This window comes from Streptomyces sp. NBC_01390, assembly GCF_045040105.1.
In the GTDB taxonomy this organism is placed as follows: Bacteria; Actinomycetota; Actinomycetes; order Streptomycetales; family Streptomycetaceae; genus Streptomyces.
In genome coordinates this window covers 9,089,973-9,112,519 of the sequence record NZ_CP109551.1, presented here as the reverse complement: position 1 = coordinate 9,112,519, position 22,547 = coordinate 9,089,973, and the positions used below count along the sequence as shown (strand labels likewise).

Annotated in this window: 21 protein-coding genes; 8 read left to right on the top strand and 13 right to left on the bottom strand. The window is 69.8% G+C overall.

Annotated elements, in window-relative coordinates:
- Nucleotides 1-61: 61 nt before the first annotated feature.
- The gene (locus OG241_RS40885; protein WP_405826714.1) at nucleotides 62-1,516 is read right to left on the bottom strand and encodes a diaminobutyrate--2-oxoglutarate transaminase family protein; all 1,455 of its coding nucleotides are present in this window, start codon (nucleotides 1,514-1,516) and stop codon (nucleotides 62-64) included.
- Nucleotides 1,517-1,900: 384 nt separating this feature from the next.
- On the opposite strand from OG241_RS40885, the gene OG241_RS40880 reads away from it, so the two are divergent.
- The gene (locus OG241_RS40880; RefSeq protein ID WP_405822882.1) at nucleotides 1,901-3,142 is read left to right on the top strand and encodes a hypothetical protein; all 1,242 of its coding nucleotides are present in this window, start codon (nucleotides 1,901-1,903) and stop codon (nucleotides 3,140-3,142) included.
- Nucleotides 3,143-3,254: 112 nt separating this feature from the next.
- Here the strand turns inward: OG241_RS40880 and hflX are convergent, their stop codons facing one another.
- From hflX to miaA, 6 genes are all read right to left on the bottom strand, one after another.
- Nucleotides 3,255-4,751: a GTPase HflX gene (gene hflX, locus OG241_RS40875; RefSeq protein ID WP_405822880.1), complete on the bottom strand. Its 1,497-nt coding sequence runs from the start codon at nucleotides 4,749-4,751 to the stop codon at nucleotides 3,255-3,257.
- Nucleotides 4,752-4,930: 179 nt separating this feature from the next.
- Nucleotides 4,931-6,385 (bottom strand): M1 family metallopeptidase, encoded by a 1,455-nt coding sequence (locus tag OG241_RS40870; protein WP_405822878.1) that lies wholly within the window; start codon nucleotides 6,383-6,385, stop codon nucleotides 4,931-4,933.
- 69 nt (nucleotides 6,386-6,454) lie between these two features.
- Nucleotides 6,455-8,665, bottom strand: coding sequence for a RelA/SpoT family protein (locus tag OG241_RS40865; protein ID WP_405822877.1), 2,211 nt, complete (start codon nucleotides 8,663-8,665; stop codon nucleotides 6,455-6,457).
- Between the two features lie 298 nt (nucleotides 8,666-8,963).
- Nucleotides 8,964-9,833, bottom strand: a complete 870-nt coding sequence (gene dapF / locus OG241_RS40860; RefSeq protein ID WP_405822875.1) for a diaminopimelate epimerase — start codon at nucleotides 9,831-9,833, stop codon at nucleotides 8,964-8,966.
- Between the two features lie 50 nt (nucleotides 9,834-9,883).
- Nucleotides 9,884-10,375, bottom strand: coding sequence for a hypothetical protein (locus OG241_RS40855; RefSeq protein ID WP_405826712.1), 492 nt, complete (start codon nucleotides 10,373-10,375; stop codon nucleotides 9,884-9,886).
- A 108-nt stretch (nucleotides 10,376-10,483) separates the two neighbouring features.
- Entirely contained in the window at nucleotides 10,484-11,422 is a 939-nt protein-coding gene (gene miaA, locus OG241_RS40850; RefSeq protein WP_405822873.1) for a tRNA (adenosine(37)-N6)-dimethylallyltransferase MiaA, read from the bottom strand.
- A gap of 181 nt (nucleotides 11,423-11,603) precedes the next feature.
- Here miaA and OG241_RS40845 point away from each other — a divergent pair, with 181 nt between their 5' ends.
- Both OG241_RS40845 and OG241_RS40840 read left to right on the top strand, forming a co-directional pair.
- On the top strand, nucleotides 11,604-11,879 hold the full coding sequence (locus OG241_RS40845; protein ID WP_405822871.1) for a hypothetical protein: 276 nt from the start codon (nucleotides 11,604-11,606) through the stop codon (nucleotides 11,877-11,879).
- A 23-nt stretch (nucleotides 11,880-11,902) separates the two neighbouring features.
- Nucleotides 11,903-12,169: an antitoxin gene (locus OG241_RS40840; RefSeq protein WP_405822870.1), complete on the top strand. Its 267-nt coding sequence runs from the start codon at nucleotides 11,903-11,905 to the stop codon at nucleotides 12,167-12,169.
- A 121-nt stretch (nucleotides 12,170-12,290) separates the two neighbouring features.
- On the opposite strand, the gene OG241_RS40835 is transcribed toward OG241_RS40840, so the two are convergent.
- The 4 genes from OG241_RS40835 to OG241_RS40820 are packed head-to-tail and all read right to left on the bottom strand — an operon-like array spanning nucleotide 12,291 to nucleotide 15,349.
- The gene (locus OG241_RS40835; RefSeq protein ID WP_405822869.1) at nucleotides 12,291-13,010 is read right to left on the bottom strand and encodes a class III extradiol dioxygenase subunit B-like domain-containing protein; all 720 of its coding nucleotides are present in this window, start codon (nucleotides 13,008-13,010) and stop codon (nucleotides 12,291-12,293) included.
- A 34-nt stretch (nucleotides 13,011-13,044) separates the two neighbouring features.
- Nucleotides 13,045-13,314 carry a hypothetical protein gene (locus OG241_RS40830; RefSeq protein WP_405822867.1) on the bottom strand — a complete coding sequence of 90 codons (270 nt, stop codon included), beginning with the start codon at nucleotides 13,312-13,314 and terminating at the stop codon, nucleotides 13,045-13,047.
- Nucleotides 13,315-13,350: 36 nt separating this feature from the next.
- Entirely contained in the window at nucleotides 13,351-14,868 is a 1,518-nt protein-coding gene (gene miaB / locus OG241_RS40825; RefSeq protein WP_405822865.1) for a tRNA (N6-isopentenyl adenosine(37)-C2)-methylthiotransferase MiaB, read from the bottom strand.
- Nucleotides 14,869-14,908: 40 nt separating this feature from the next.
- Complete coding sequence (locus OG241_RS40820; RefSeq protein ID WP_405822864.1) at nucleotides 14,909-15,349, bottom strand: MazG nucleotide pyrophosphohydrolase domain-containing protein; 441 nt, start codon at nucleotides 15,347-15,349, stop codon at nucleotides 14,909-14,911.
- Between the two features lie 77 nt (nucleotides 15,350-15,426).
- Here OG241_RS40820 and OG241_RS40815 point away from each other — a divergent pair, with 77 nt between their 5' ends.
- A complete protein-coding gene (locus tag OG241_RS40815; RefSeq protein WP_405822862.1) occupies nucleotides 15,427-16,422 on the top strand; it encodes a TAXI family TRAP transporter solute-binding subunit in 996 nt (331 codons plus the stop codon).
- Nucleotides 16,423-16,459: 37 nt separating this feature from the next.
- Here the strand turns inward: OG241_RS40815 and OG241_RS40810 are convergent, their stop codons facing one another.
- Nucleotides 16,460-17,872 (bottom strand): ATP-binding protein, encoded by a 1,413-nt coding sequence (locus OG241_RS40810; protein ID WP_405822861.1) that lies wholly within the window; start codon nucleotides 17,870-17,872, stop codon nucleotides 16,460-16,462.
- A gap of 16 nt (nucleotides 17,873-17,888) precedes the next feature.
- Nucleotides 17,889-18,575, bottom strand: a complete 687-nt coding sequence (locus OG241_RS40805; RefSeq protein WP_405822859.1) for a response regulator transcription factor — start codon at nucleotides 18,573-18,575, stop codon at nucleotides 17,889-17,891.
- A 304-nt stretch (nucleotides 18,576-18,879) separates the two neighbouring features.
- On the opposite strand from OG241_RS40805, the gene OG241_RS40800 reads away from it, so the two are divergent.
- From OG241_RS40800 to OG241_RS40785, 4 genes are all read left to right on the top strand, one after another.
- Nucleotides 18,880-19,656 (top strand): amino acid ABC transporter ATP-binding protein, encoded by a 777-nt coding sequence (locus OG241_RS40800; protein ID WP_405822857.1) that lies wholly within the window; start codon nucleotides 18,880-18,882, stop codon nucleotides 19,654-19,656.
- Between the two features lie 150 nt (nucleotides 19,657-19,806).
- A complete protein-coding gene (locus OG241_RS40795) occupies nucleotides 19,807-20,646 on the top strand; it encodes a glutamate ABC transporter substrate-binding protein (RefSeq protein ID WP_405822855.1) in 840 nt (279 codons plus the stop codon).
- Nucleotides 20,647-20,759: 113 nt separating this feature from the next.
- Entirely contained in the window at nucleotides 20,760-21,428 is a 669-nt protein-coding gene (locus OG241_RS40790; RefSeq protein ID WP_405822853.1) for an amino acid ABC transporter permease, read from the top strand.
- A complete protein-coding gene (locus tag OG241_RS40785; protein ID WP_405822851.1) occupies nucleotides 21,425-22,309 on the top strand; it encodes an amino acid ABC transporter permease in 885 nt (294 codons plus the stop codon). The genes OG241_RS40790 and OG241_RS40785 overlap by 4 nt, the downstream gene beginning before the upstream one ends.
- Nucleotides 22,310-22,547: the final 238 nt, after the last annotated feature.

Genomic DNA, 22,547 nt, shown 5'->3' with positions numbered 1-22,547 from the left:
GCGGGGGGATACGAACCGGGGTGCTAGGGCCAGGGGTGGTACTGGCGGGCGTCGGGTCTGGCTAGCCCGCTCGCTCGGAGTGGCCGGCACGGGGACGGCCGAGGTGGGTGTGACCGCGAGACACCGCTGCCACGGCGTCGGCCAGCCGGTCGAGTACCGCGACGGCCTGTTCGTCGCTGATGGTCAGCGGCGGCAGCAGGCGGACAACGCTCGCCCGGCGTCCACCGAGTTCGACGATCAGGCCCCGTCGCAGGCACTCCCGCTGTACGGCGGCGGCGAGTTCCGGCGCTGCGGGACGCGGCCCGCCGTCGGCCGGCCCGGGGAAGACCTCCGGGTCGGCGTCCCGGTACCCGTCGACGGAGTCCGTGGCGGCCCCCGGCCCAAGCTCCGCCCCCGGCTCGACCAGTTCGACCCCGATCATCAGCCCTCGTCCACGCACGTCCCCGATGATCGGGAACTCCGCTGCCAGCTGCCGGAGTTGGGTGAGCATACGGGCGCCCAGGATGGCCGCGCGTTCGGCGAGTCCGTGCTCGCGTACGTAGGCCAGAGTGGCCGTGCCGGCTGCCATGGCAAGTTGGTTGCCGCGGAACGTGCCGGCGTGGGCGCCGGGTTCCCAGACGTCGAGGTCGTCGCGGTAGACCACGACGGCCAGCGGCAGGCTGCCGCCGATCGCCTTGGACAGCACCATCACGTCGGGGGTGACCCCGCTGTGCTCCACCGCCCAGAACCTGCCGGTACGGCCGACGCCGGTCTGGATCTCGTCGGCGATCAACGGGATCGAGTGGGACTCGGTGATCCGTCGCATACGCCGCATCCAGGGGTCCGGCGCCGGAATCACCCCGCCCTCGCCCTGTACGGGTTCGAGGATCATGCCCGCAGGCAACGGCACCCCCGACTTGGTGTCGTCGAGGACGGACTCCGTCCAGCGGGCGGCGAGTTCGGCGCCCCGGGCACCGCCCATCCCGAAGGGGCAGCGGTAGTCCTGGGGGAAGGGCAGCCGGGCGACCTGGACGTCGGTCGCATGGCCGGACGCGCCGAGCGAACCGGCGGTCATGCCGTGATACGCGCCGGTGAAGGCGAGCATGCCGGTACGGCCGGTCGCGGCGCGCACGAGCTTGAAGGCGGCCTCCACCGCGTCCGTCCCGGCCGGTCCGCAGAACTGCACGCGCGCGTGGTCGGCGAGTCCGGGCGGCAGGGTACGGAACAGTTCGGTGGTGAAGGCGTCCTTGACGGGCGTCGCCAGGTCGAGGACGTGCAACGGCGCCCCCGAGTCGAGGACCTTGCGGATCGCCTCCAGTACGACGGGGTGGTTGTGGCCCAGGGCCAGTGTCCCCGCGCCCGACAGGCAGTCGAGGTAGCGGCGGCCGTCGGCGCCCTCGATCGTCAGCCCCCGTGCCCGTACGGGCACGATCGGCAGGGCGCGCGCATAGGTGCGTGCCGCCGATTCACGCGCCGACTGGCGCCGCAGAATCCCCTCGTGCGCCCCGCGCGCGCCCGTGCACTCCCCCGTGTCCATGGACTCCCGCAACTCCAACGCCCCAACTCCCCGCTGCTCCACTGCTCTGCCGCCCCGCCAACCGCCAACCGCCAACTCGGCGATACACCGCTCCCGTTACCAACACCCGGCGCACCCCAGGAGTCACGGGTCGCCTCAAGATCCTTACGGCGAGACCTACTGCGACCTACTGCGACGACGCCTTCGCCTCAGCACGGCGGACTCGGCACTCCGGGAACAGCCGTGCCAAGGCGTCACACCGGCGGGCCGACAGACGATCCGCAGATCAGGCCGCCCGTAGCGAAACCGTTGCCGTTCTCTCGGATGTCCCCCACAGCGACCGCATAGTGTGTGGTGCCGTGCGGGGACAGCACAGGGTTGGACCACGCCAGGGGGAGTCAGATCATGCGACGCATACGCCCACCTTTCATCACCCGCCACGGGAACGGTGGGCGCCGCAGAACCTCCTCCGCGCCGGCCGCCGTCGGCCTCGCTCTGGCGCTCGCGCTCACCGCCACCGCCTGCGGCTCGGGTTCCGGGAACTCCGAAGCCGGCGGGGAAGCCTCTTCCTCCGCGGCCGACGACGGTGCCGGTGCCGGCACCGGAAAGGTCACGATCCCGGACGGGCTCAGGGACAAGCTCAAAGAGCACGGGATCGACATCGACAAGTGGAAGAACGGCGCCTGGAAGAACTGGGACAAGGACGACTGGCTGCGCGAGGCCGAGGACTACGTCAATCCCATCATCGAGGGTCTGTGGAACACGGACCGGATGCGGGGCGCCGACGACCCGGAGAAGAGCGTCGACGCGGGCGACCTCTCGGGCGACCAGGGCGTCACCGACCCGACGCCGGCAGCGGTGGACGCCAAGGCCGTGCCGCCCGCCTATCACGCCAACGTGCCCGAGGCGGGCAAGGTGTTCTTCGACGCCCCCGAAGGCACGATGGTCTGTTCGGCGACCGTGGTGGAGGACCCCGCTCACCCCGGGAAGTCGAACCTCGTCTGGACGGCCGGTCACTGCGTGCACGCCGGCAAGAAGGGCGGCTGGTACCGCAACCTCGCCTTCGTGCCGTCGTACAACAACGCGGGCAGGTCGAGCGCCGAGGTGGAGAACGCCCCCCGCGCGCAGATCGCTCCCTATGGCGTCTGGTGGGCCGACGGGGCACGGACCTCGGACCAGTGGATCGGGCAGGGCGGTTCGACGGGCGGTGACGGAGCACCGTACGACTTCGCGGTCATCCATGTGACACCGGAGAAGGGCGGCAACAGCAAGTCGTTGGAGGAGACGGTCGGTTCGGCCCTCCCGGTGGACTTCGACGCGCCCGCCGTGTCGCGGGTGGAGAGCATCACGGCGACGGGCTATCCGGCGGCGGCGCCGTTCGACGGCGAGACGATGTACCAGTGCCAGGACAGGCCGGGCCGCCTGTCGATCGTCAAGGCCGACCCGACGATGTACCGCATCGGCTGCACCATGACCGGGGGCTCCTCCGGCGGCGGCTGGATCGCCACGGGCGCGGACGGCGACCCGGCCCTGGTCTCCAACACCTCGATCGGCCCGGTGAGGGCAGGCTGGCTGGCGGGCCCGCGCCTGGGCAAGGTGGCCAAGGGCGTGTACGACGAGGTGAGCGAGAAGTTCGCGGCCCAGTAAACGCTGTGAGTCCCCCCATGCCGAAGGCAACGGGGGGACTCACAGGGGCGCGGGGAACTGCGCGACCAGCCACAACCAACCCGCAGACGACACACCGAACCTCAGGCGGAGCCTAGAGCGCCGCTGCCGCCGGAACGTACGGCGACAGCTCCGCCGCCAGTTCCTCGTGCACGCGCGCCTTGAGCAGCGTGCCCTCCGCGGTGTGCTCCTCGGAGATCACCTCGCCGTCGGTGTGGGCACGGGCGACCAGCTTGCCGTGGGTGTACGGCACGAGCGCCTCGATCTCGACCGAGGGCCGGGGCAGCTCGTTGTCGATCATTGCGAGGAGCTCGTCGATGCCCTGACCGGTGCGGGCGGACACCGCGATGGAACGCGTCTCCATCCGCATCAGCCGCTGCAGCGTCAGCGGGTCCGCCGCGTCCGCCTTGTTGATCACGACGATCTCGGGTACTCCGGTGGCGCCGACGTCCCTGATGACCTCGCGTACGGCGGCCAGCTGCTCCTCCGGAGCCGGATGCGAACCGTCGACCACGTGCAGGATCAGGTCGGCGTCGCCGACCTCCTCCATCGTGGAGCGGAACGCCTCGACCAGGTGGTGCGGCAGGTGCCGGACGAAACCGACGGTGTCGGTCAGCGTGTGCAGCCGCCCGCTGGGGGTCTCGGCCCGGCGCACGGTCGGGTCGAGGGTCGCGAACAGGGAGTTCTCGACCAGCACGCCCGCGCCCGTGAGGCGGTTGAGCAGCGAGGACTTGCCGGCGTTGGTGTAGCCCGCGATGGCGACCGAGGGCACCTTGTGGCGCTTGCGTTCCTGGCGCTTGATCTCGCGGCCGGTCTTCATGTCCGCGATTTCCCGGCGCATCTTCGCCATCTTCTCGCGGATCCGCCGCCGGTCCGTCTCGATCTTGGTCTCACCGGGACCACGGGTGGCGAGGCCGCCGCCCTTGCCGCCGCCCATCTGACGGGACAGCGACTGACCCCAGCCGCGGAGCCTCGGCAGCATGTACTGCATCTGCGCGAGCGCGACCTGCGCCTTGCCCTCCCGGGACTTGGCGTGCTGAGCGAAGATGTCGAGGATCAGGGCCGTCCGGTCGATGACCTTGACCTTGACGACGTCTTCGAGGGCGATGAGCTGGCCGGGGCTGAGCTCACCGTCGCAGATGACGGTGTCCGCGCCGGACTCGACGACGATGTCACGCAACTCCAGGGCCTTGCCGGAGCCGATGAAGGTCGCCGCGTCGGGCTTGTCGCGGCGTTGGACGACGCCGTCGAGCACCAGCGCGCCCGCGGTCTCCGCGAGGGCGGCGAGCTCGGCGAGCGAGTTGTCCGCGTCGCGGACGGTCCCCGTGGTCCACACGCCGACGAGCACGACCCGCTCCAGGCGGAGCTGGCGGTACTCGACCTCGGTGACGTCCTCGAGCTCGGTGGAGAGGCCCGCCACGCGGCGCAGGGCCGCGCGCTCGGAGCGGTCGAACTGGTCGCCGTCCCGGTCTCCGTCGATCTCGTGGCTCCAGGCGACGTCCTCTTCCATCAGGGCATCGGCCCGAAGACCTTCGGGGTAGGCGTGCGCGAAGCGCTCAGTGTCCTGGGAAGGGGAAGAAGAGGAGGTCATTGGGTCCTTACGTCGATGGGGTTACGGGTGCGGTGCCGGAGCGAGCCCCGTCACCTGCCACAACGCACGAGCGTCCCGGGAGATTCCCGGAACCTGTCCTGTGGAGCCGGGGGCAGCGCCGCCGACCTGAAGATGGTCGCACGGCACGCCCCGTCTCGTCACGGTGTTATTTCGCGGCGCTATGCCGTGGGCGCGACGGACTTCCAGTCGGGGTGCCCGGGCATCGGCGGTGTCTTCTCCGCGTACAGCCAGGCCTGGAAGAACGCGCTCAGATCACGTCCGGCGATGTCGGAGGCGAGTCGCTCGAAGTCGGCGGTTCCGGCGACGCCGTCCTTGTGGAGGCCCACCCATGCTTCCTCCACGCGCGCGAACGCCGGGCCGCCGATCTCCTGGCGCAGGGCGTAGAGGGCGAGGGCTGCCCCGTCGTAGACGTTCGGGCGGAAGATGCCGATCTTCTGGCCGGGCTTGGGCTCCTTGGGGGCGGCCGGTGGTCCGCCGGCGGCCCGCCAGCGGTCGGAGGCCCCGTACGCCGCCTTCATACGGTCCACCAGCTTTCGGCCCGCCTTCTCCTCCGCGTACAGGGCCTCGTACCAGGTGGCGTGCCCTTCGTTGAGCCACAGGTCGGACCAGGTGCGGGGACTGACGCTGTCGCCGAACCATTGGTGGGACAGTTCGTGCACCATGATCGAGTCGACGTACCAGGCGGGGTACGCGGGCTCGGTGAACAGGTCTCTCTCGAAGAGAGAGAGGGTCTGAGTCTCCAGTTCGAAGCCCGTCGACGCCTCGGCGATGAGCAGCCCGTACGTCTCGAACGGGTAGCGGCCGACCTTGCTCTCCAGCCACTCGATCTGCGCGGGCGTCTTCTTCAGCCACGGCTCCAGCAGCGCGCGGTCCTTGGTGGGGACGACATCGCGGACCGGCAGCCCGTGCGGCCCGTCGCGGTGCACCACGGTGGAGCGGCCGACGGACACCTGGGCCAGCTCGGTGGCCATGGGGTGCTGGGTGCGGTACGTCCAGGTCGTGGCCGTGCCGACCCGGTCGACGCCGGTGGGCAGACCGTTGGCCACGGCCGTGTAGCCGTTCGGGGCGGTGACCCTGATGGTGAACATCGCCTTGTCGGAGGGGTGGTCGTTGCACGGGAACACCAGGTGGGCGACATCGGCCTGGTTGGCCATCGCGAGCCCGTCGTTGGTGCGCACCCAGCCGCCGTCCCGCCCGGCCGGCGACACGGGGTCGCTGGTGTGCCGCACGGTGATCCGCGTCCAGCTCCCGGCGGGCAGCGGCGCCCGGGGCGTCACCACCAGGTCCTCGTCGGCAGTGGTGAACGACGCCGGCTCCCCGTCGACCTCGACCGAGGCGACCGTGCCGTGGGAGAAGTCGAGGTTGATCCGTTCCAGCGGGGTGGTCGTCCAGGCGTCGATGGTCGTGACGGCGGACAGTGGCTTGTTGTTGGTTCCCGGATAGCTGAAGGCGAGGTCGTACGACGCCACGTCGTACCCGGGGTTGCCCAGGTGCGGGAAGAGGCGGTCGCCGACGCCCAGGGGAGCCGCGGGCGCACTCGCGGCGACGAGGCAGACGGAGACGGCGGAGGCGAGCAGCGCCGACGTGAACCGGGTACGGGGGTTGAGCAGCATGCACCATCGCTACCAGCGCCCGCCCGCCGGAGGGCGGCGACTCGCGCCGGGCCCACCCGAACGGGTACCTCAGGGAACCGCCACGTGATGCTGCGCCCGGCTCACGTCGTACACACCCGGCACGTTGCGCATGGCCCGCATGAGGGCCGGAAGGTGCGCGGCGTCGGGGAGTTGGAGCGTGTAGGTGTGGCGTACGCGCTGCTGGCTGGGGGGCTCGACGGTCGCCGAGACGATGGCGACGCCCTCCAGGGCGATGGCTTCGGTGAGGTCGGCCAGCAGATGGGGCCGCCCAAACGATTCGGCGACCAGGGTGACCCGGGCCTCGGTGGTGTCACCCCAGTGCACACCGACCTCCGCGCGCCCGGTGCTCTTCATGTGCGCCACCCCGGAGCACTCCACCCGGTGGACGGTCACCACCCCCCCGCGCACGGCGAAGCCGGTGACCTCGTCGGGCGGTACGGGCGTACAGCAGCCCGCCAGCCGTACGGTCGCGCCGGGCTGGTCGACGACGGCGGTCGCGGCGGCCGGGGGTGCGTCGGAGCCGTCCTGGGCGGAGCGGGCGTCGACGGCCGCGCGGGCGGCCTCGGCGGGGTCACCGGAGGCCTCGGGCCCGTGCACCGGATCGTCGTGCGTCGGATGGGCGGCCAGCCAGCGCTGGATGGCGATCCTGGCGACGGGCGTGCGGGCGTGCTCCAGCCACTCTCTGGAGGGCTCGGAGGCCGGGTCCTGACCCATGAGGAGCTGGACCGTGTCGCCGTCCCGCAGAACCGTGCTCAGCGTCGCCAGCCGGCCGTTGACCCGGGCGCCGATACAGGCGTGCGCGTCCTCGCCGTACTGCGCGTACGCGGCGTCCACGCAACTCGCGCCCTCGGGCAGCCCCAACGAGCCCCCGTCGGCCCGGAAGACGGTGATCTCGCGGTCCTGGGCCAGATCCTCGCGCAGGGTCGACCAGAAGGTGTCGGGGTCGGGCGCTGCCTCCTGCCAGTCGAGGAGACGGGACAGCCAGCCGGGCCGGGTGGGGTCGATGCGCTCGCCGTCGGGGTCGGTCGGCGCCGGGTCGCTGCCTGACTGCTCCTCCGAAGGAGGAGCGTAGGGATTGCCGAGCGCGATGACACCGGCCTCGGCGGCCTTGTGCATCTGGTGGGTACGGATGAGCACTTCGGCGACCTGGCCGTCCGCACGGGCGACGGCGGTGTGCAGCGACTGGTACAGGTTGAACTTGGGGACGGCGATGAAGTCCTTGAACTCCGAGACGACGGGCGTCATACAGGTGTGGAGCTCGCCCAGTACGCCGTAGCAGTCGGCGTCCTCGTTGACGAGCACCAGGACCCGCCCGAAGTCGGAGCCGCGCAGCCGGCCGCGTTTGCGGGACGCCCGGTGCAGGGACACGAAGTGCCGTGGCCGGATGAGGACTTCGGCCTGGATCCCCGAGTCGCGCAGTACCGCGCGCACCTCGTCGGCGATCTCCGCGAGCGGGTCGTCCGCGCGGGACGCGTTGTCGACGATCAGCTCCCGGGTGTGCTGGTACTCCTCGGGGTGCAGGATCGCGAAGACCAGGTCTTCCAGTTCGGTCTTGAGCGCCTGGACACCGAGGCGTTCGGCGAGCGGGATGAGCACGTCCCGGGTCACCTTGGCGATGCGCTCCTGCTTCTCGGGGCGCATCACACCCAGGGTGCGCATGTTGTGCAGACGGTCGGCGAGTTTGATCGACATCACGCGGACGTCGTTCCCGGTGGCGACGAGCATCTTGCGGAAGGTCTCGGGCTCGGCGGCGGTGCCGTAGTCGACCTTCTCCAGCTTGGTGACGCCGTCGACGATGTAGCGGACCTCGGCGCCGAACTCCTCGCCGACCTGATCCAGCGTCACGTCCGTGTCCTCGACGGTGTCGTGGAGCAGAGACGCCGTCAAAGTCGTGGTCTCGGCGCCGAGTTCGGCGAGGATCAGGGTCACCGCGAGCGGGTGCGTGATGTACGGCTCGCCGCTCTTGCGCATCTGGCCGCGGTGCGAGGACTCGGCCAGGACGTAGGCCCGGCGCAGCGGTTCCAGGTCGGCGTCGGGGTGGTGGGCGCGGTGCGCCTCGACGACGTGACCGATGGCGTCGGGCAGCCGGTCGCGGGTCGCGGAGCCGAGGAACGCCGCTCTGCCCAGTCGGCGCAGGTCGATCCGGGGGCGGGTCCGCCGACGGGGCGACGGGGGCCCGTCCTGTTCCAGCGAGGCCGCGAGCTTGGGCGAGGACGTCACAGCACCTGGGCTCGCGGGATTCGTGGCCTCCGCACTCATGGGCACCTCCGGCTACCTGGACCGGCGGACGGGATGCCCCATGGCGGACGGCGGCTCAGGGGATGATGTTGTTCCCCCGTCCGGGCCGGTGCTTGATGCTACCGAGCCCATCACGCGCGACTGACCACCTCTCGTCGAGCGTGAAACGGATCACCCATTCGAGCGACACTTCAGGACACTGTGTTTTCAGGCCGGGCCGGTCGCGATTCATCCTGCCTTCGGGCTTCGGCAGATCTCAGGAACTGTGTTTCCACGGTCCAGAGACCTCATGGGCTGCGATACCCAGCCGCCGACCACGTCAGATCAGCGCGGTTTCCAGCCATTCCGCATCGATCTCACCCTCGGCGACGATCACCGCGGGACCGGTCATCTCGATCTCACCGTCGGCCCTCTCGGTGATCACGAGGCGCCCGCCGGGCACATCGACGGTGTACGTCACCGGGGTTCCGCTCGCGGCCGGGTCGGCGCCGTCGCGCCGGGCGGTGGCCACGGCGACAGCACACGCGCCCGTGCCGCAGGAGCGGGTCTCGCCGGACCCACGCTCGTGCACGCGCAGCGCGACATGCCCGGGGCCCCGGTCGACCACGAACTCGACGTTGACGCCGTCCGGATACACCGAGGCCGGGCTGACCGGCGGCGCGGTGAACAGGTCGCCCGCGTGCGCGAGGTCGTCCACGAAGGCGATCGCGTGCGGGTTGCCCATGTTCACGTTCCGCGCGGGCCAGCTGCGCTCACCCACCCGCACCACCACCTCCCCTTCGGGGAGGAGTGCCTTGCCCATACCGACGGTGACGTCGCCCTCCTTGGCGAGGTGCACGCTCTTCACGCCTCCGCGCGTGGCGACCTTGAGGTCCCCCTCGGTCACCTGTCCGGCCCGCTGGAGGTAGCGGGCGAAGACCCGCACCCCGTTGCCGCACATCTCCGCGACGGAGCCGTCGCCGTTGCGGTAGTCCATGAACCACTCCGCCTCGGCCGCCATGCCCTTCGCCTCGGGATGCGCGGCGGACCGTACGACGTGCAGCAGTCCGTCACCCCCGATGCCCGCACGCCGGTCGCACAGGGCGGCGACGGCGGCCGGGGTGAGGTCGATGACGTTCTCGGGGTCGGGGACGATCACGAAGTCGTTCTCGGTCCCGTGGCCCTTGAGGAAGGCGATCCGCGTGCTCATTCCCCGATCGTACGGGGTGGCACTTCGGCCCGGCGGCGTGCCGACAGGGCTCAGCGGAGCCGGGCGACCCGCCACACGGCGAGCCCGATGACCACGACCACCGTCACGACGTACGCCGACACGACCCGCCAGTCCCGTCTGCGGTCCTCGCCGAGCCCCGGAGCCGTGTAGCCGACCCGGCGCGCGGCCATCATCCCCCAGCCCGCGGCGCAGGAGCAGATGAGCAGCCCCAGCATGGCGATCACGGCTCCGCTGTCGCCGAAGTCGAACGCCAGGGGGAAGGCGAACATCAGGGAGCCAAGCGCTGCCAGGACCACGATCGGAGCGAGCTGCCAGATGCGCAGGCGGCGCTGCGGTCGCAGCTCGACCTCGACCTCGGGCCCGAGGAACATCTCGTCCGGTTCGGGTCCGTCGGCGGTCACGCCGTCCTGTGTCTCGTCGGGCCCGTCCGGGCTCAGACGGTCCTCGCCCTGTTCCGCTTCGCCACCGTCACCGGTGACGTGTCCCGCGCCTTGTGCGGTGTCGCGAGGGCCGGCCTCCATCGCCACGCGCCCTCCCAACTCGGACTCCACTTGGTCGATCGAAGCTCGATGATGGCACGGCGCCGGAGGCCTGGATGACGGCCGGAGCGTCCCGATGCCATGACGTGATCAGGCTGTGACCGGTCGTTCGAGCAACGCCAGTGCGAGGTGCGGAAGTTCTGTGAGATCCGCCGCAGCCCCACTCAACCAGTGCACCCTGGGATCGCGCCTGAACCACGAATCCTGACGGCGCGCGAAGCGCTTGGTGGCGCGCACGGTCTCGGCTCGCGCGTCGTCCTCGCCGTACTCCCCGGCGAGCGCCGCGAGCACCTGCTGGTAGCCCAGCGCGCGCGACGCCGTGAGCCCCTCGCGCAGGCCGCGCGCCTCCAGCGCGCGCACCTCGTCCACGAGCCCCGCCGCCCACATCCGGTCGACCCGGCGGGCGATGCGCTCGTCCAGTTCGGGGCGGGACACGTCGACGCCGATCTGCACGGTGTCATACACGGAGTCGTGGCCCGGAAGGTTGGCGGTGAACGGCTTGCCGGTGATCTCGATGACCTCCAGCGCCCGGACGATACGGCGGCCGTTGCTGGGCAGGATCGCCAGCGCGGCCTCGGGGTCGGCGGCGGCCAGCCGTGCGTGCAGGGCGCCGGAGCCGCGCAGGGTGAGCTCCTCCTCCAGCCGAGCCCTGACCTCGGGGTCGGTGCCGGGGAACTCCAGGTTGTCGACGGCCGCTCGGACGTACAGGCCGGAGCCACCGACCAGCACCGGCCAGCGCCCCTCGGCGAGCAGCGCGTCGATCCGTTCGCGGGCGAGGCGCTGGTATTCGGCGACGCTCGCCGCGACGGTCACGTCCCAGATGTCCAACAGGTGGTGCGGGATGCCGCCGCGCTCCTCGGGCGTCAACTTGGCGGTACCGATGTCCATCCCTCGGTAGAGCTGCATCGAGTCGGCGTTGACGACCTCGCCACCGAGACGCTGAGCGAGAAAGACGCCCAGATCGGACTTTCCGGCTGCGGTGGGGCCGACGACGGCGATGACTCGTGGGGTGGGGGCTGCGCTGCTCACCGCCACAGTCTCGCAAACCCCGGACCTCTCCTCGAACGAGCGACGTGACGGCGGGGGTCCGGGGTCGTTGCCAGTTGCGAGGTTCGCGCCGCCGGATTCGAGTGGCGGTGACGGGGGCGACGCAAACGGACGCACCGGGCTACGCGGGATTTCGCCCGCACGAGTAACGTATGGAGTGGATATGGGCGTTTTTGCACGGCTTCTTGGACGGTCGAAGACCACGGAGGAGGCGTCGACCGCCGACGAGCAGTCCGTCGTCGTGACGGAAGAGCCGGCGGCGGAGGAGACGGAAGCGGCGAAGGGGTCGCACGAGGCCGGCAGCGGTGCCGAGACGGAGATCACGGCGGAGAAGACGGAGGCCGTGGCCGTACCCGCCACCGAGGGCGTCGAGATTCCCAAGCAGCAGTCCGCCGAGGAGGCCGCCGACAGCGAGGCCGGTGAGGGCGCCCGCAAGTAACTGCCCGCGAGGGAAGGCGAACCATGGGTCTGCTGGACAATCTGAAGGCAAAGCTCGCCCCGGCCAAGGAGAAGGTCGCGGACTTCGCGCACCAGCACGAGGGCCAGATCGAGCGAGGTCTCGACAAGGCCGCGAAGGTGGTCGACGAGAAGACCAAGGGCAAGTACAGCGACAAGATCCATACGGGCACCGGCAAGGCCAAGGGCGCCGTGGACCGACTCGCTCACAGGGACGGTGGCACCCCGGACGACACCTTCACACCGCCGGACGCACCGCCGCCGGCTTCCTGACCGGCACGCACGACAGCACGACACCTCGCACGGCACATCGGCGGACGGCCGCGGAGCGACGGGCTCCCGGCCGTCCGCCGTGTCACGGCACCAGCGCAGGCCGCGCGCCCGGCCGGCGACGCTACGACCAGGCCGCGACCACGTAACCGACGCCGTAGGGCGCGTCCTCGTACAGCAGTGTGCCCGCGAGGCCGGTGTTCTCGGCCGCGCCCGCGAGGACCTGCCAGGGCGCCCGGCCCGAGGCCTTCAGCTCGTACGCCAGTTCCGCGTCCAGCGCCTTGAGCGCCGACACGTCCGCCGCCCCCAACGCCCTCGCGACCTCCGCGTCGAACCCTGCGGCCCGCTCGTCCAGGTACCCCGGCGACTTGAGCGTGCGGCACGCGCTGGCGTCGCCCATCACGAGCAGGGCCACCCGCTGCGACTGCCTGCCGATCCCCCTGCCGACCTCGACGCATCGCTCGGCCGCCAGCGGCTCCCCCACACCCAGCCCCTCCACGGGCGCCTCCGACCAGCCGGTCCGCTCCAGCAGCCACGCGGCGACCGCGAGTGCCGGGGGCAGCTTCCGTTCCTCCGCTGCCGCTGCCGCGGTCCCGGCGCCCAGCGTCACGTCGAGGTCCACCCCGAAGCCGCGGAACGAGCCCCGCGTGCCCGCCGGGTGCGGTCCACGTCCGCTCTCTTCGGCGGGGCCGACGACCAGCAGACGGTCCGGGCGGGAGGCCGCGAGGACGCCCAGCGCGTCCGTACAGGCGGTGCGGGCGGCGTCCAGCTCGGGAGCGGCGCCCGCGGCCACGTCGGGCACGAGGAGCGGCGGACAGGGGCAGACGGCGGCGGCGACAAGCATGATCGGCAGCGTAACCCCGCAGGACGGACCGGTGTCAGTCCTCGAAGAGCACGTCGGTCAGGTCGATGACCGTCAGCACGAGGACCACGAGCTTGCCCTCAGTGATCACGTACTCGATGAAGAGATTGCGCGACAGGGCGAGTCCGCGTGTGAACTCGTCGCCGAGGACGGAATGGGAGAGCTTGTGCCGCGGGTCGGTCGACAGTATGGCCAGGCCACGCTCCAGCAGGTCGCGCCTGTCGGCGGTCAGGCTGTCGCGCACTTTGGCGGCCTGTTCGGTGAACGCGACGCTGTACGGCAACATGTGATGCCCCTTCCCTGTCCGTATTGTGCCAGGACGTCAGTCGCAGCCGCAGCCGCTTCCGGCGGCCACCGGCAGCGGAGCCGGAGCCCCGATCCCCGGCAGACCGAGCATGACGCCCGCCGGCTTCGCGGCCTCCGCGGTGTTGCGCTTCTCCCAGGCGTCACCCGCGCGCGTGGGACGCACGTTCAGGACGGCGCCCTCGGCGAGGAGGTGGTGCGGGGCGGCATACGTGATCTCCACCGTCACCACGTCCCCCGGGCGCACCGCGGTGTCGGGCTTCGTGAAGTGGACCAGGCGGTTGTCGGGGGCACGGCCGGAGAGCCGGTGGGTGGCGCCGTCCTTGCGGCCCTCGCCCTCGGCGACCATCAGCTCCAGGGTGCGGCCGATCTGCTTCTTGTTCTCCTCCCAGGAGATCTCCTCCTGGAGAGCGGCGAGACGCAGGTAACGCGCCTGGACGACCTCCTTGGGGATCTGGTTGTCCATGGTGGCGGCAGGCGTGCCGGGCCGCTTGGAGTACTGGAAGGTGAACGCCTGTGCGAACCGTGCCTCGCGCACCGCGTGCATCGTCTGCTCGAAGTCCTCCTCGGTCTCGCCGGGGAAGCCCACGATGATGTCGGAGGTGATCGCCGCGTGCGGGATGGCCGCCCGCACCTTCTCGATGATCCCGAGGTAGCGGTCCTGGCGGTACGACCGGCGCATCGCCTTGAGGATCGTGTCCGAGCCGGACTGCATGGGCATGTGGAGCTGCGGCATCACGTTCGGGGTCTCGGCCATCGCGGCGATCACGTCGTCCGTGAAGTCGCGCGGGTGCGGGGAGGTGAAGCGGACGCGCTCCAGGCCGTCGATCTTCCCGCAGGCCCGCAGCAGCTTGCTGAAGGCCTCCCGGTCCCCGATGTCGGAGCCGTACGCGTTGACGTTCTGGCCGAGCAGGGTGATCTCGGAGACGCCCTCGCCGACCAGCGCCTCGATCTCGGCGAGGATGTCGCCGGTACGGCGGTCCTTCTCCTTGCCGCGCAGGGCCGGGACGATGCAGAAGGTGCACGTGTTGTTGCAGCCGACGGAGATCGACACCCAGGCCGCGTACGCGCTCTCGCGCCGCGTAGGCAGCGTCGACGGGAACGCCTCCAGGGACTCGGCGATCTCGACCTGCGCCTCTTCCTGCACGCGCGCGCGTTCGAGCAGCACGGGCAGCTTGCCGATGTTGTGCGTACCGAAGACGACGTCCACCCAGGGCGCCCGCTTCACGATGGTGTCGCGGTCCTTCTGTGCGAGACAGCCGCCCACGGCGATCTGCATCCCGGGACGCTTCGTCTTCATCGGCGCGAGCCGGCCGAGGTTGCCGTACAGCTTGTTGTCGGCGTTCTCGCGCACGGCACAGGTGTTGAAGACGACGACGTCCGCGTCACCGTCCGCACCCTCGGGCGCCCGCACGTAACCGGCGTTCTCCAGCAGACCGGACAATCGCTCGGAATCGTGGACGTTCATCTGGCACCCATAGGTGCGCACTTCGTATGTCTTGACGTCCACGGCCTGGATCCGGTCACTGCTGCTCATGCGACTAGGGTAGGCGGTGCGTGAAGCAGGGCCGTACGGGTTACCGCTCGCCCGCCTGCCACCCCTGGTCGCGCAGGACGGCTGCGACGTCCGGGGCCCGGTAGTGGTCGCCCTTGAGCACCTTGCCGTCGGCCCTGCGGGCGACCATGCCGTCGGGGCTCAGCTTGGTCATGTTGGCCCGGTGGATCTCCGCGATCACCGCGTCGAGGTCGATGCCGTGGACCAGGGCCGTGCCGTACGCCACGTACACGACGTCGGCCAGCTCGTGCGCCAGGCGGTCCAGCGGGCCGGTGACCGAGACCTCGGCGACCTCCGCGGCCTCTTCCGCGAGCAGTTCACCCCGGTGCGCCGCGAGCTGCGGGGAGACCTCGGCAGGCGTACTGCGGGTGTCCAGGCCGAAGGCGAGGTGGAATTCCCGGACGAGGTCGACGGGCGAGGCGGCGGCGGAGGGAGTGGCGGAAGCAGAGGTACCGGGGCGCATGCGGTGACTCTAGCGATCCCTTCCCCTCCCTCCTTTTTCCTGGCCAGTACGGGGCCCGTACTGGCAGGATCTCGCCCATGTTCAAGGTGCTCCGGATCCGCAGGCGACACGCCCTCATGGGCTCGGCCGCCGGTTTCGTGGCCTTCGGGCTGCTGCTGTGGTGGCTGCTGCCGCTGGACGAGGCGCCCCCGGGCGGGACGATCACGTTCAGCACCGGGACACCTTCCGGCGTCTACCAGCAGTACGGATCGGGGCTCCGTGCGGCCTTCGCGAAGGACATGCCGAACCTGGACGTACGGATGCTGACCAGCCAGGGGTCCCAGGAGAACGTCCGACGTGTGGCCACGGGCAAGGCGGACTTCACCATCGCGGCGGCCGACGCCGTGGAGACGTACGAACTGCAACGACTGCCCGGGGCCGACAAACTGCGTGGGGTCGCGCGTCTGTACGACGACTACATGCAGCTCGTTGTTCCGCGTGACTCGAAGATCAACACGTTGGGAGATCTGCGGGGCAAGCGGGTCTCCATAGGGCCGGAGAGCTCGGGCGTACGGCTGATCGCAAACAAGATTCTCGTCGCCGCCGGCCTCGACCCCGCCAAGGACATCAAACCCTTCGCCGACGGCATCAGCACCGGGCCCGAGCGGCTCCAGCGTGGCCAGATCGACGCCTTCTTCTGGTCGGGCGGGCTGCCCACGAACGGTCTGGTGCAGCTGGCCAAGAGCTTCCCCTTCCGCTTCATCCCGATCGACGCGGAGCTGGTCACCAGGCTGCACGAACAGGGCGGGGCCTCCCGCTACTACCGGGCCACCAACATGCCCGAGTCGGCCTACCCGTCCATCCAGGACGGCTCGACCGTGGCGACGCTCGCGGTGTCCAACCTGCTCATGACCCGCGAGGACATGGACCCGAGGCTCACCGAGTGGCTGACCCGGTCGGTGATCAACAGCCGGGACCGTATCGGCGCCAACGTCCACTCGGCGCAGCTCGTGGACCTGCGGACCGCCATCTACACCGACCCGCTGGCCCTGCACGAGGGCGCCCGGCGCTACTACCGCTCGGTCAAACCGTAGGCCTGTCGTGGCGCGGGCCCCTCAGGATGCGGGACTCTCAGGACGCCGGGCCCGACCTCGGCACCCGCACCGTCACCTTCAGGCCGTGCGGCTCGTGATGGTCGTACGAGATCGTGCCGCCGCCCGCCGCCAGCAGGACCCGGGAGATGGACAGGCCGAGGCCCGAGCCCTTCACGTTCTGGTGCCGGCCGCTGCGCCAGAAGCGGTCGCCGATACGGGCGAGTTCGTCGTCGGTGAGACCCGGGCCGCCGTCGGTGACCACGACGGTCGAGATCTCCCCGTTCGACGCCACCGACACCTGTACGCGCTCGTCCTCGGGCGTGAACTTCACGGCGTTGTCGATCACCGCGTCCAGGGCGCTGGACAGCGTGACCGGGTCGGCCCACGCGGTGGTGGCCGGGCAGTCGCCGAGCAGGCGTACGCCCTTGGCCTCGGCGAGCGGGGTCCAGGCCGCGACGCGTTCGGCAGTCAGCGCGCCGATGTCGGTGAGGACGAGGTGCGCCTCGGCGTGCTCGGCCAGCGCCAGGTCGAGGAGGTCGTCCAGGACCTCGGCCAGGCGCTTGCCCTCGGTCTGGACCGAGGCGATCTCCTCGTTTCCCTCCGGCAGTTCGAGTGCGAGCAGTTCGATCCGCAGCAGCAGCGCCGAGAGCGGGTTGCGCAACTGGTGCGAGGCGTCGGCGACGAAGGCACGCTGCTGCTCAAGCACGTCCTCGACGTTGTCCGCCATCTCGTTGAACGACCGGGCCAGCCGTCTGAGTTCCGGCGGCCCGCCGGCCACCGCGACCCGGGACTTCAGGCTGCCGGTCGCGATGTGGTGCGTGGTGGCGTCGAGCACACGTACGGGTTTGAGCACCCAACCGGTGAGGCGCAGCGCGGCTCCTACGGCGAGCAGCATCGCGGCGATCTCGCCGGCCCCGATGACGAGCCAGCCGTGGAGCGTCCGCGAACGCATCTGCCCGGTGGGCGAGTCGGTGACCACGACGGCCACGACGTCGCCGTCCCGGATGACCGGCGACGCGACGACGAGCCGGTGCCGCTGCCAGGGCCAGACCTGTTCGGGATCGTGGCTGCGGCGGGAGAGAAGCGCTTCGGCGAACGCGTCACGCACCTCGCCCGTTTCCGGCAGGTACCAGTCGGCGGGCGCGTTGGCCATGGGAGCGTCGTTGCGGTAGAAGACACCGGCCCTGATGCCGTAGACGTCGTAGTAGCTCTCGAGTTCGCGTTGCAGGGTCTCGCCGCGCTCGTCGGTGGCCGCGTCCTTGACGCGGGACCCGGTGGGCCGGTCGGTGACGAACTGGGCGAGCGCCGCGAAGCGCGCGGTGTCGTCGATCCGGTCGACGACGACCGTCTGCTGCTGCGCGCCGGCCACGCTGATGGCGAGCGGGATGCCGAGCGCGAGCAGGACGGCCGCCATCAGGACGATGAGCAGGGGGAGAAGACGTGTGCGCACCCGTGATCTGTCCCCGCTACTGCGTCGGGGCGACGAGCCGATAGCCCACGCCGCGGACGGTCTCGATCAGCGCCGGCATCCGCAACTTGGCGCGCAGGGACGCGACATGAACCTCCAGGGTGCGGCCGGTCCCCTCCCAGCTGGTGCGCCAGACCTCGCTGATGATCTGTTCGCGTCGGAACACCACTCCGGGACGCTGCGCGAGGAGGGCGAGCAGATCGAACTCCTTGCGGGTCAACTGGACGACCGAACCGTCCACGAGGACCTGCCGGGTGGACAGTTCGATCCGCAGCGAGCCCAGGAGCAGCGCGTTCTCGGCGGCGTCGGCGGTGTCCTCGTGGACGTTGCGCCGGCTGACGGCGTGGATCCGGGCGAGCAGTTCCCCGGTGTCGTACGGCTTCACGACGTAGTCGTCGGCGCCGAGGTTGAGGCCGTGGATGCGGGAGCGGATGTCGGAGCGCGCGGTGACCATGATCACGGGGGTGTTGGTGCGCTTGCGGATCTTGCCGCACACCTCGTACCCGTCCTGGTCGGGCAGGCCCAGGTCGAGCAGCACCACGCCGAAGCCGTTGCCTTCCGGGACGAGCGCCTGCAGGGCCTCCTCGCCGCTGCGGGCGTGGGTGACGGCGAAGCCGTGGCGCGCCAGGACCGCGGAGAGCGCGGCGGCGACATGGTTGTCGTCCTCGACGAGGAGCAGTCTCATCGCGACCCCTTTCGGTTCATCGGCTTCGGTTCATCGACTTCGCTTCGTCGGCCGTACCGTTTCGACTTGTACACCACATGCGGTGCCCCAGCGGAGTACACCATGGGGACACACACGCGCGCGTGCATGGTTCCGGCTTCGGACCGCTCCGTTATCCAGCCGGTACACCTCTTTCAGGGGGCGCTACAAAGTGTGTTGACCTGACATCAGATCGTTATCCTCAAGTTCCCCTCAGATGTAATGACGCTGCTCTCACGCGGTCACTACTGTCCTCCGAAACCGAGGTGGACGGAGCCAGTAAGCGATGACCGAAGTATCGGTGGCCAAGGACGACGTGCCCGTGACCGGCGACCTGGTCGTCCTGAAGAGCGTCAACAAGCACTTTGGCGCGTTGCATGTTCTCCAGGACATCGACCTGACCATCGCCCGCGGCGAGGTGGTCGTGGTCATCGGACCCTCCGGGTCCGGTAAGTCCACTCTGTGCCGCGCCATCAACCGTCTGGAGACCATCGATTCGGGAGACATCTCGATCGACGGCAAGCCGCTCCCCCAGGAGGGCAAGGCGCTGGCCCGGCTGCGGGCCGACGTCGGCATGGTCTTCCAGTCCTTCAATCTCTTCGCGCACAAAACAGTGCTCGAGAACGTGATGCTGGGCCAGATCAAGGTCCGCAAGGCCGACAAGAAGGCGGCCGAGGACAAGGCCCGCGCACTGCTCGACCGGGTGGGCGTGGCCACACAGGCGGACAAGTACCCCGCTCAGCTCTCCGGTGGCCAGCAGCAGCGTGTTGCCATCGCGCGCGCCCTGGCCATGGATCCCAAGGTCATGCTCTTCGACGAGCCGACGTCGGCGCTCGACCCGGAGATGATCAACGAGGTCCTGGAGGTCATGCAGCAGCTCGCCCGCGAGGGCATGACCATGATCGTCGTCACCCACGAAATGGGGTTCGCCCGTTCGGCTGCGAACCGAGTGGTGTTCATGGCGGACGGCCGCATCGTCGAAGAGGCTGTGCCGGACCAGTTCTTCAGCAACCCGCGCAGCGACCGCGCGAAGGACTTCCTGTCCAAGATCCTGCATCACTGATCCCACGGCACTTCCCGCAGTCGGCCCTTCCCCGCCGCTTCCCGCAGCGGTGAGGGAATCCGCCTGATCGGCGGCCTCCGGACCGCGGACGAACTGCGGCACCCGCTCGTGACAGCCCGTATTCACTTCACCACTCAAAGGATGTTCACCATGAAGCTTCGCAAGGTCACCGCCGCGTCCGCCGCAGCCCTTGTCCTCGCCCTCACGGCGACGGCCTGTGGAGGCGACGACGACAAGAGCGACAGCGGCTCCGGAGGCGGCGACAAGATCAAGGTCGGCATCAAGTTCGACCAGCCCGGCATCGGCCTGAAGGAGCCCGACGGCTCCTTCTCGGGCTTCGACGTGGACGTGGCGACGTACGTGGCCAAGCAGCTCGGCTACGCGCCCGACAAGATCGAGTGGGTCGAGACCAAGAGCGCCGACCGTGAGACCGCGCTCGCCCGTGGCGACGTGAAGTTCATCGCGGCCTCGTACTCGATCAACGACAAGCGCAAGGCGAAGGTCGACTTCGCCGGCCCCTACCTGCTCGCCCACCAGGACCTGCTCGTCAAGACGGACTCCAAGATCGCCAAGGGCACGGACCTCAACGGCAAGAACCTCTGTTCCGTGACCGGCTCCACCTCGGCACAGAACATCAAGGACACGATCGCCCCGAAGGCCAACCTGCGTGAGAACTCGGGTTACTCGGAGTGCATCGCCGCCCTGCAGAGCGGTGCCGTCGACGCGGTGACCACGGACGACTCGATCCTCGCGGGCTTCGCCGCCCAGGACAAGTACAAGGGTCAGTTCAAGCTGGCGGGCCTCAAGCTGAGCAACGAGAACTACGGCGTCGGTGTCAAGAAGGGCGACACCGCGACCGTGACCAAGATCAACACCGCGCTGGAGAAGATGGTCAGCGACGGCGCCTGGGAGACCGCGGTCGAGAAGAACTTCGGTCCGGCCGGTTACAAGAACGAGCCCGCTCCGAAGATCGGCGACATCGTCAGCTAGCACACGGTTCCGCAGGTGCGCCGCCGCCCACCGCGATCAGGGCGGCGGCGCGCTGCGTCTGCCACGTACACCATGTACGCCACATACGCCTCACACCCGGAAGCGCGGGGATCGTGTTCGACTTTCTTGATGGTTACGACGTCCTCGGGGCGTTCTGGATGACGGTGAAACTCACCGTCTTCTCCGCCCTCGGCTCCCTGGTCTGGGGCACACTCCTGGCAGCCATGCGGGTCAGCCCGGTCCCGCTCATGCGCGGATTCGGCACCGCCTATGTGAACATCGTCCGCAACATCCCGTTGACGGTCATCATCGTCTTCACCTCACTCGGCCTCGCCGACATCTTCGGCGTGACGATGGGCGCCTCCGACGACTTCCCGCTCCAGGGCTTCCGGCTGGCGATCCTCGGCCTCACCGCCTACACCGCAGCGTTCGTCTGCGAGGCACTGCGCTCCGGCATCAACACCGTGCCTCCGGGCCAGGCCGAGGCGGCCCGCGCCATCGGGCTGAGCTTCCGCCAGGTGCTGGGCCTCGTCGTGCTGCCGCAGGCCTTCCGGTCGGTCATCGGCCCGCTGGCCAACGTACTGATCGCACTGACCAAGAACACCACCGTGGCCGCCGCGATCGGCGTCGCCGAGGCCGCGGCTCTGATGAAGACGATGATCGAGAACGAGGCTCAGTTGGTGCTCATCGGCGCGGTCTTCGCCTTCGGGTTCGTGGTACTCACGCTGCCCACCGGGCTCGCCCTCGGCTGGCTGAGCAAGCGACTGGCGGTGAAGCGATGACCTCCGTGCTCTACGACGCACCGGGCCCCCGCGCCAAGCAGCGCAATGTGGTCCTCACGATCGTCTTCTTCGTCCTGCTCGCCGTGTTCCTGTGGTGGATCTGGCGCACGATGGACGACAAGGGGCAGCTGAAGTGGGCTCTTTGGGAGCCGTTCACCACGTCACAGGCCTGGACGACCTATCTGCTGCCCGGCCTCGCCAACACCATGAAGGCCGCGGCACTCTCCATGGTGATCGCCCTTCCGCTGGGTGCGGCCCTGGGTATCGGACGGATGTCCGACCACCGTTGGGTCCGGGTGCCGGCCGGAGTGGTGGTCGAGTTCTTCCGGTCGATTCCGGTGCTGCTGCTCATGCTGTTCGCCGCCGCGTTCTACGTCAGCTCCACGGACATCAGCAGTGAGGACCGCCCCCTCTACGCGGTCGTCACCGGCCTGGTGCTCTACAACGCCGCTGTGCTCGCCGAGATCGTACGAGCGGGCATCCTGTCCCTCCCCAGGGGCCAGCAGGAGGCCGCTCTCGCGATCGGTCTGCGCAAGGGACAGACGATGACGAACATCCTGCTCCCGCAGGCCGTCACGGCCATGCTGCCGGCGATCGTCAGCCAGCTCGTCGTCATCGTGAAGGACACCGCGCTGGGCGGCGTCATGCTGGGCTTCCCCGAGCTTCTCAACTCGCGCAGCACGCTCGCGGCCAACTACGCCAACGTCGTCGCGAGTTTCATCGTGGTGGCGGTCATCTTCATCGTGATCAACTTCGCCATCACCAGTTTCGCGAGCTGGCTGGAGGGCCGGCTGCGGCGCGGCAAGAAGTCGACCGGTGTGGTGCTCGGACCGGCGACGGTGGCCGGTACGGAGGCGACCGGCGCGGGCGGCACCATCTGACGGACGCTCAACTCACATGTCCCGCCCGGAGGCAGGGGTGTGCCCGACACTGAGGCAGTGGCGCGTTCGCCACTGCCTCAGTCGTTCGCCGTCGGCACCGGGTGCGCGTGCCGTACCAGGGGAAACGTCGAGTGGACCGGGTCAGGTGCCGGGGGTGCGTCCAGCTTGACCGGGTGGCGCGGAATCTGTTGCATACGTTCTGTGATCGCACACCCCGCTCCAACTTCCTGTTCACTTG

Coding starts and splice junctions, on each gene's coding strand:
- OG241_RS40820 (WP_405822864.1), bottom strand. CDS start 15,349: ATGCGCCCCGGTACCTCTGCTTCCGCCACTCCCTCCGCCGCCGCCTCG.
- OG241_RS40795 (WP_405822855.1), top strand. CDS start 19,807: ATGAAGCTTCGCAAGGTCACCGCCGCGTCCGCCGCAGCCCTTGTCCTC.
- OG241_RS40855 (WP_405826712.1), bottom strand. CDS start 10,375: ATGGAGGCCGGCCCTCGCGACACCGCACAAGGCGCGGGACACGTCACC.
- OG241_RS40865 (WP_405822877.1), bottom strand. CDS start 8,665: ATGAGTGCGGAGGCCACGAATCCCGCGAGCCCAGGTGCTGTGACGTCC.
- OG241_RS40845 (WP_405822871.1), top strand. CDS start 11,604: ATGGGCGTTTTTGCACGGCTTCTTGGACGGTCGAAGACCACGGAGGAG.
- OG241_RS40885 (WP_405826714.1), bottom strand. CDS start 1,516: ATGGACACGGGGGAGTGCACGGGCGCGCGCGGGGCGCACGAGGGGATT.
- OG241_RS40805 (WP_405822859.1), bottom strand. CDS start 18,575: ATGAGACTGCTCCTCGTCGAGGACGACAACCATGTCGCCGCCGCGCTC.
- OG241_RS40815 (WP_405822862.1), top strand. CDS start 15,427: ATGTTCAAGGTGCTCCGGATCCGCAGGCGACACGCCCTCATGGGCTCG.
- OG241_RS40880 (WP_405822882.1), top strand. CDS start 1,901: ATGCGACGCATACGCCCACCTTTCATCACCCGCCACGGGAACGGTGGG.
- miaB (WP_405822865.1), bottom strand. CDS start 14,868: ATGAGCAGCAGTGACCGGATCCAGGCCGTGGACGTCAAGACATACGAA.
- hflX (WP_405822880.1), bottom strand. CDS start 4,751: ATGACCTCCTCTTCTTCCCCTTCCCAGGACACTGAGCGCTTCGCGCAC.
- OG241_RS40835 (WP_405822869.1), bottom strand. CDS start 13,010: ATGCTTGTCGCCGCCGCCGTCTGCCCCTGTCCGCCGCTCCTCGTGCCC.
- dapF (WP_405822875.1), bottom strand. CDS start 9,833: ATGAGCACGCGGATCGCCTTCCTCAAGGGCCACGGGACCGAGAACGAC.
- OG241_RS40840 (WP_405822870.1), top strand. CDS start 11,903: ATGGGTCTGCTGGACAATCTGAAGGCAAAGCTCGCCCCGGCCAAGGAG.
- OG241_RS40800 (WP_405822857.1), top strand. CDS start 18,880: ATGACCGAAGTATCGGTGGCCAAGGACGACGTGCCCGTGACCGGCGAC.
- OG241_RS40830 (WP_405822867.1), bottom strand. CDS start 13,314: ATGTTGCCGTACAGCGTCGCGTTCACCGAACAGGCCGCCAAAGTGCGC.
- OG241_RS40785 (WP_405822851.1), top strand. CDS start 21,425: ATGACCTCCGTGCTCTACGACGCACCGGGCCCCCGCGCCAAGCAGCGC.
- OG241_RS40870 (WP_405822878.1), bottom strand. CDS start 6,385: ATGCTGCTCAACCCCCGTACCCGGTTCACGTCGGCGCTGCTCGCCTCC.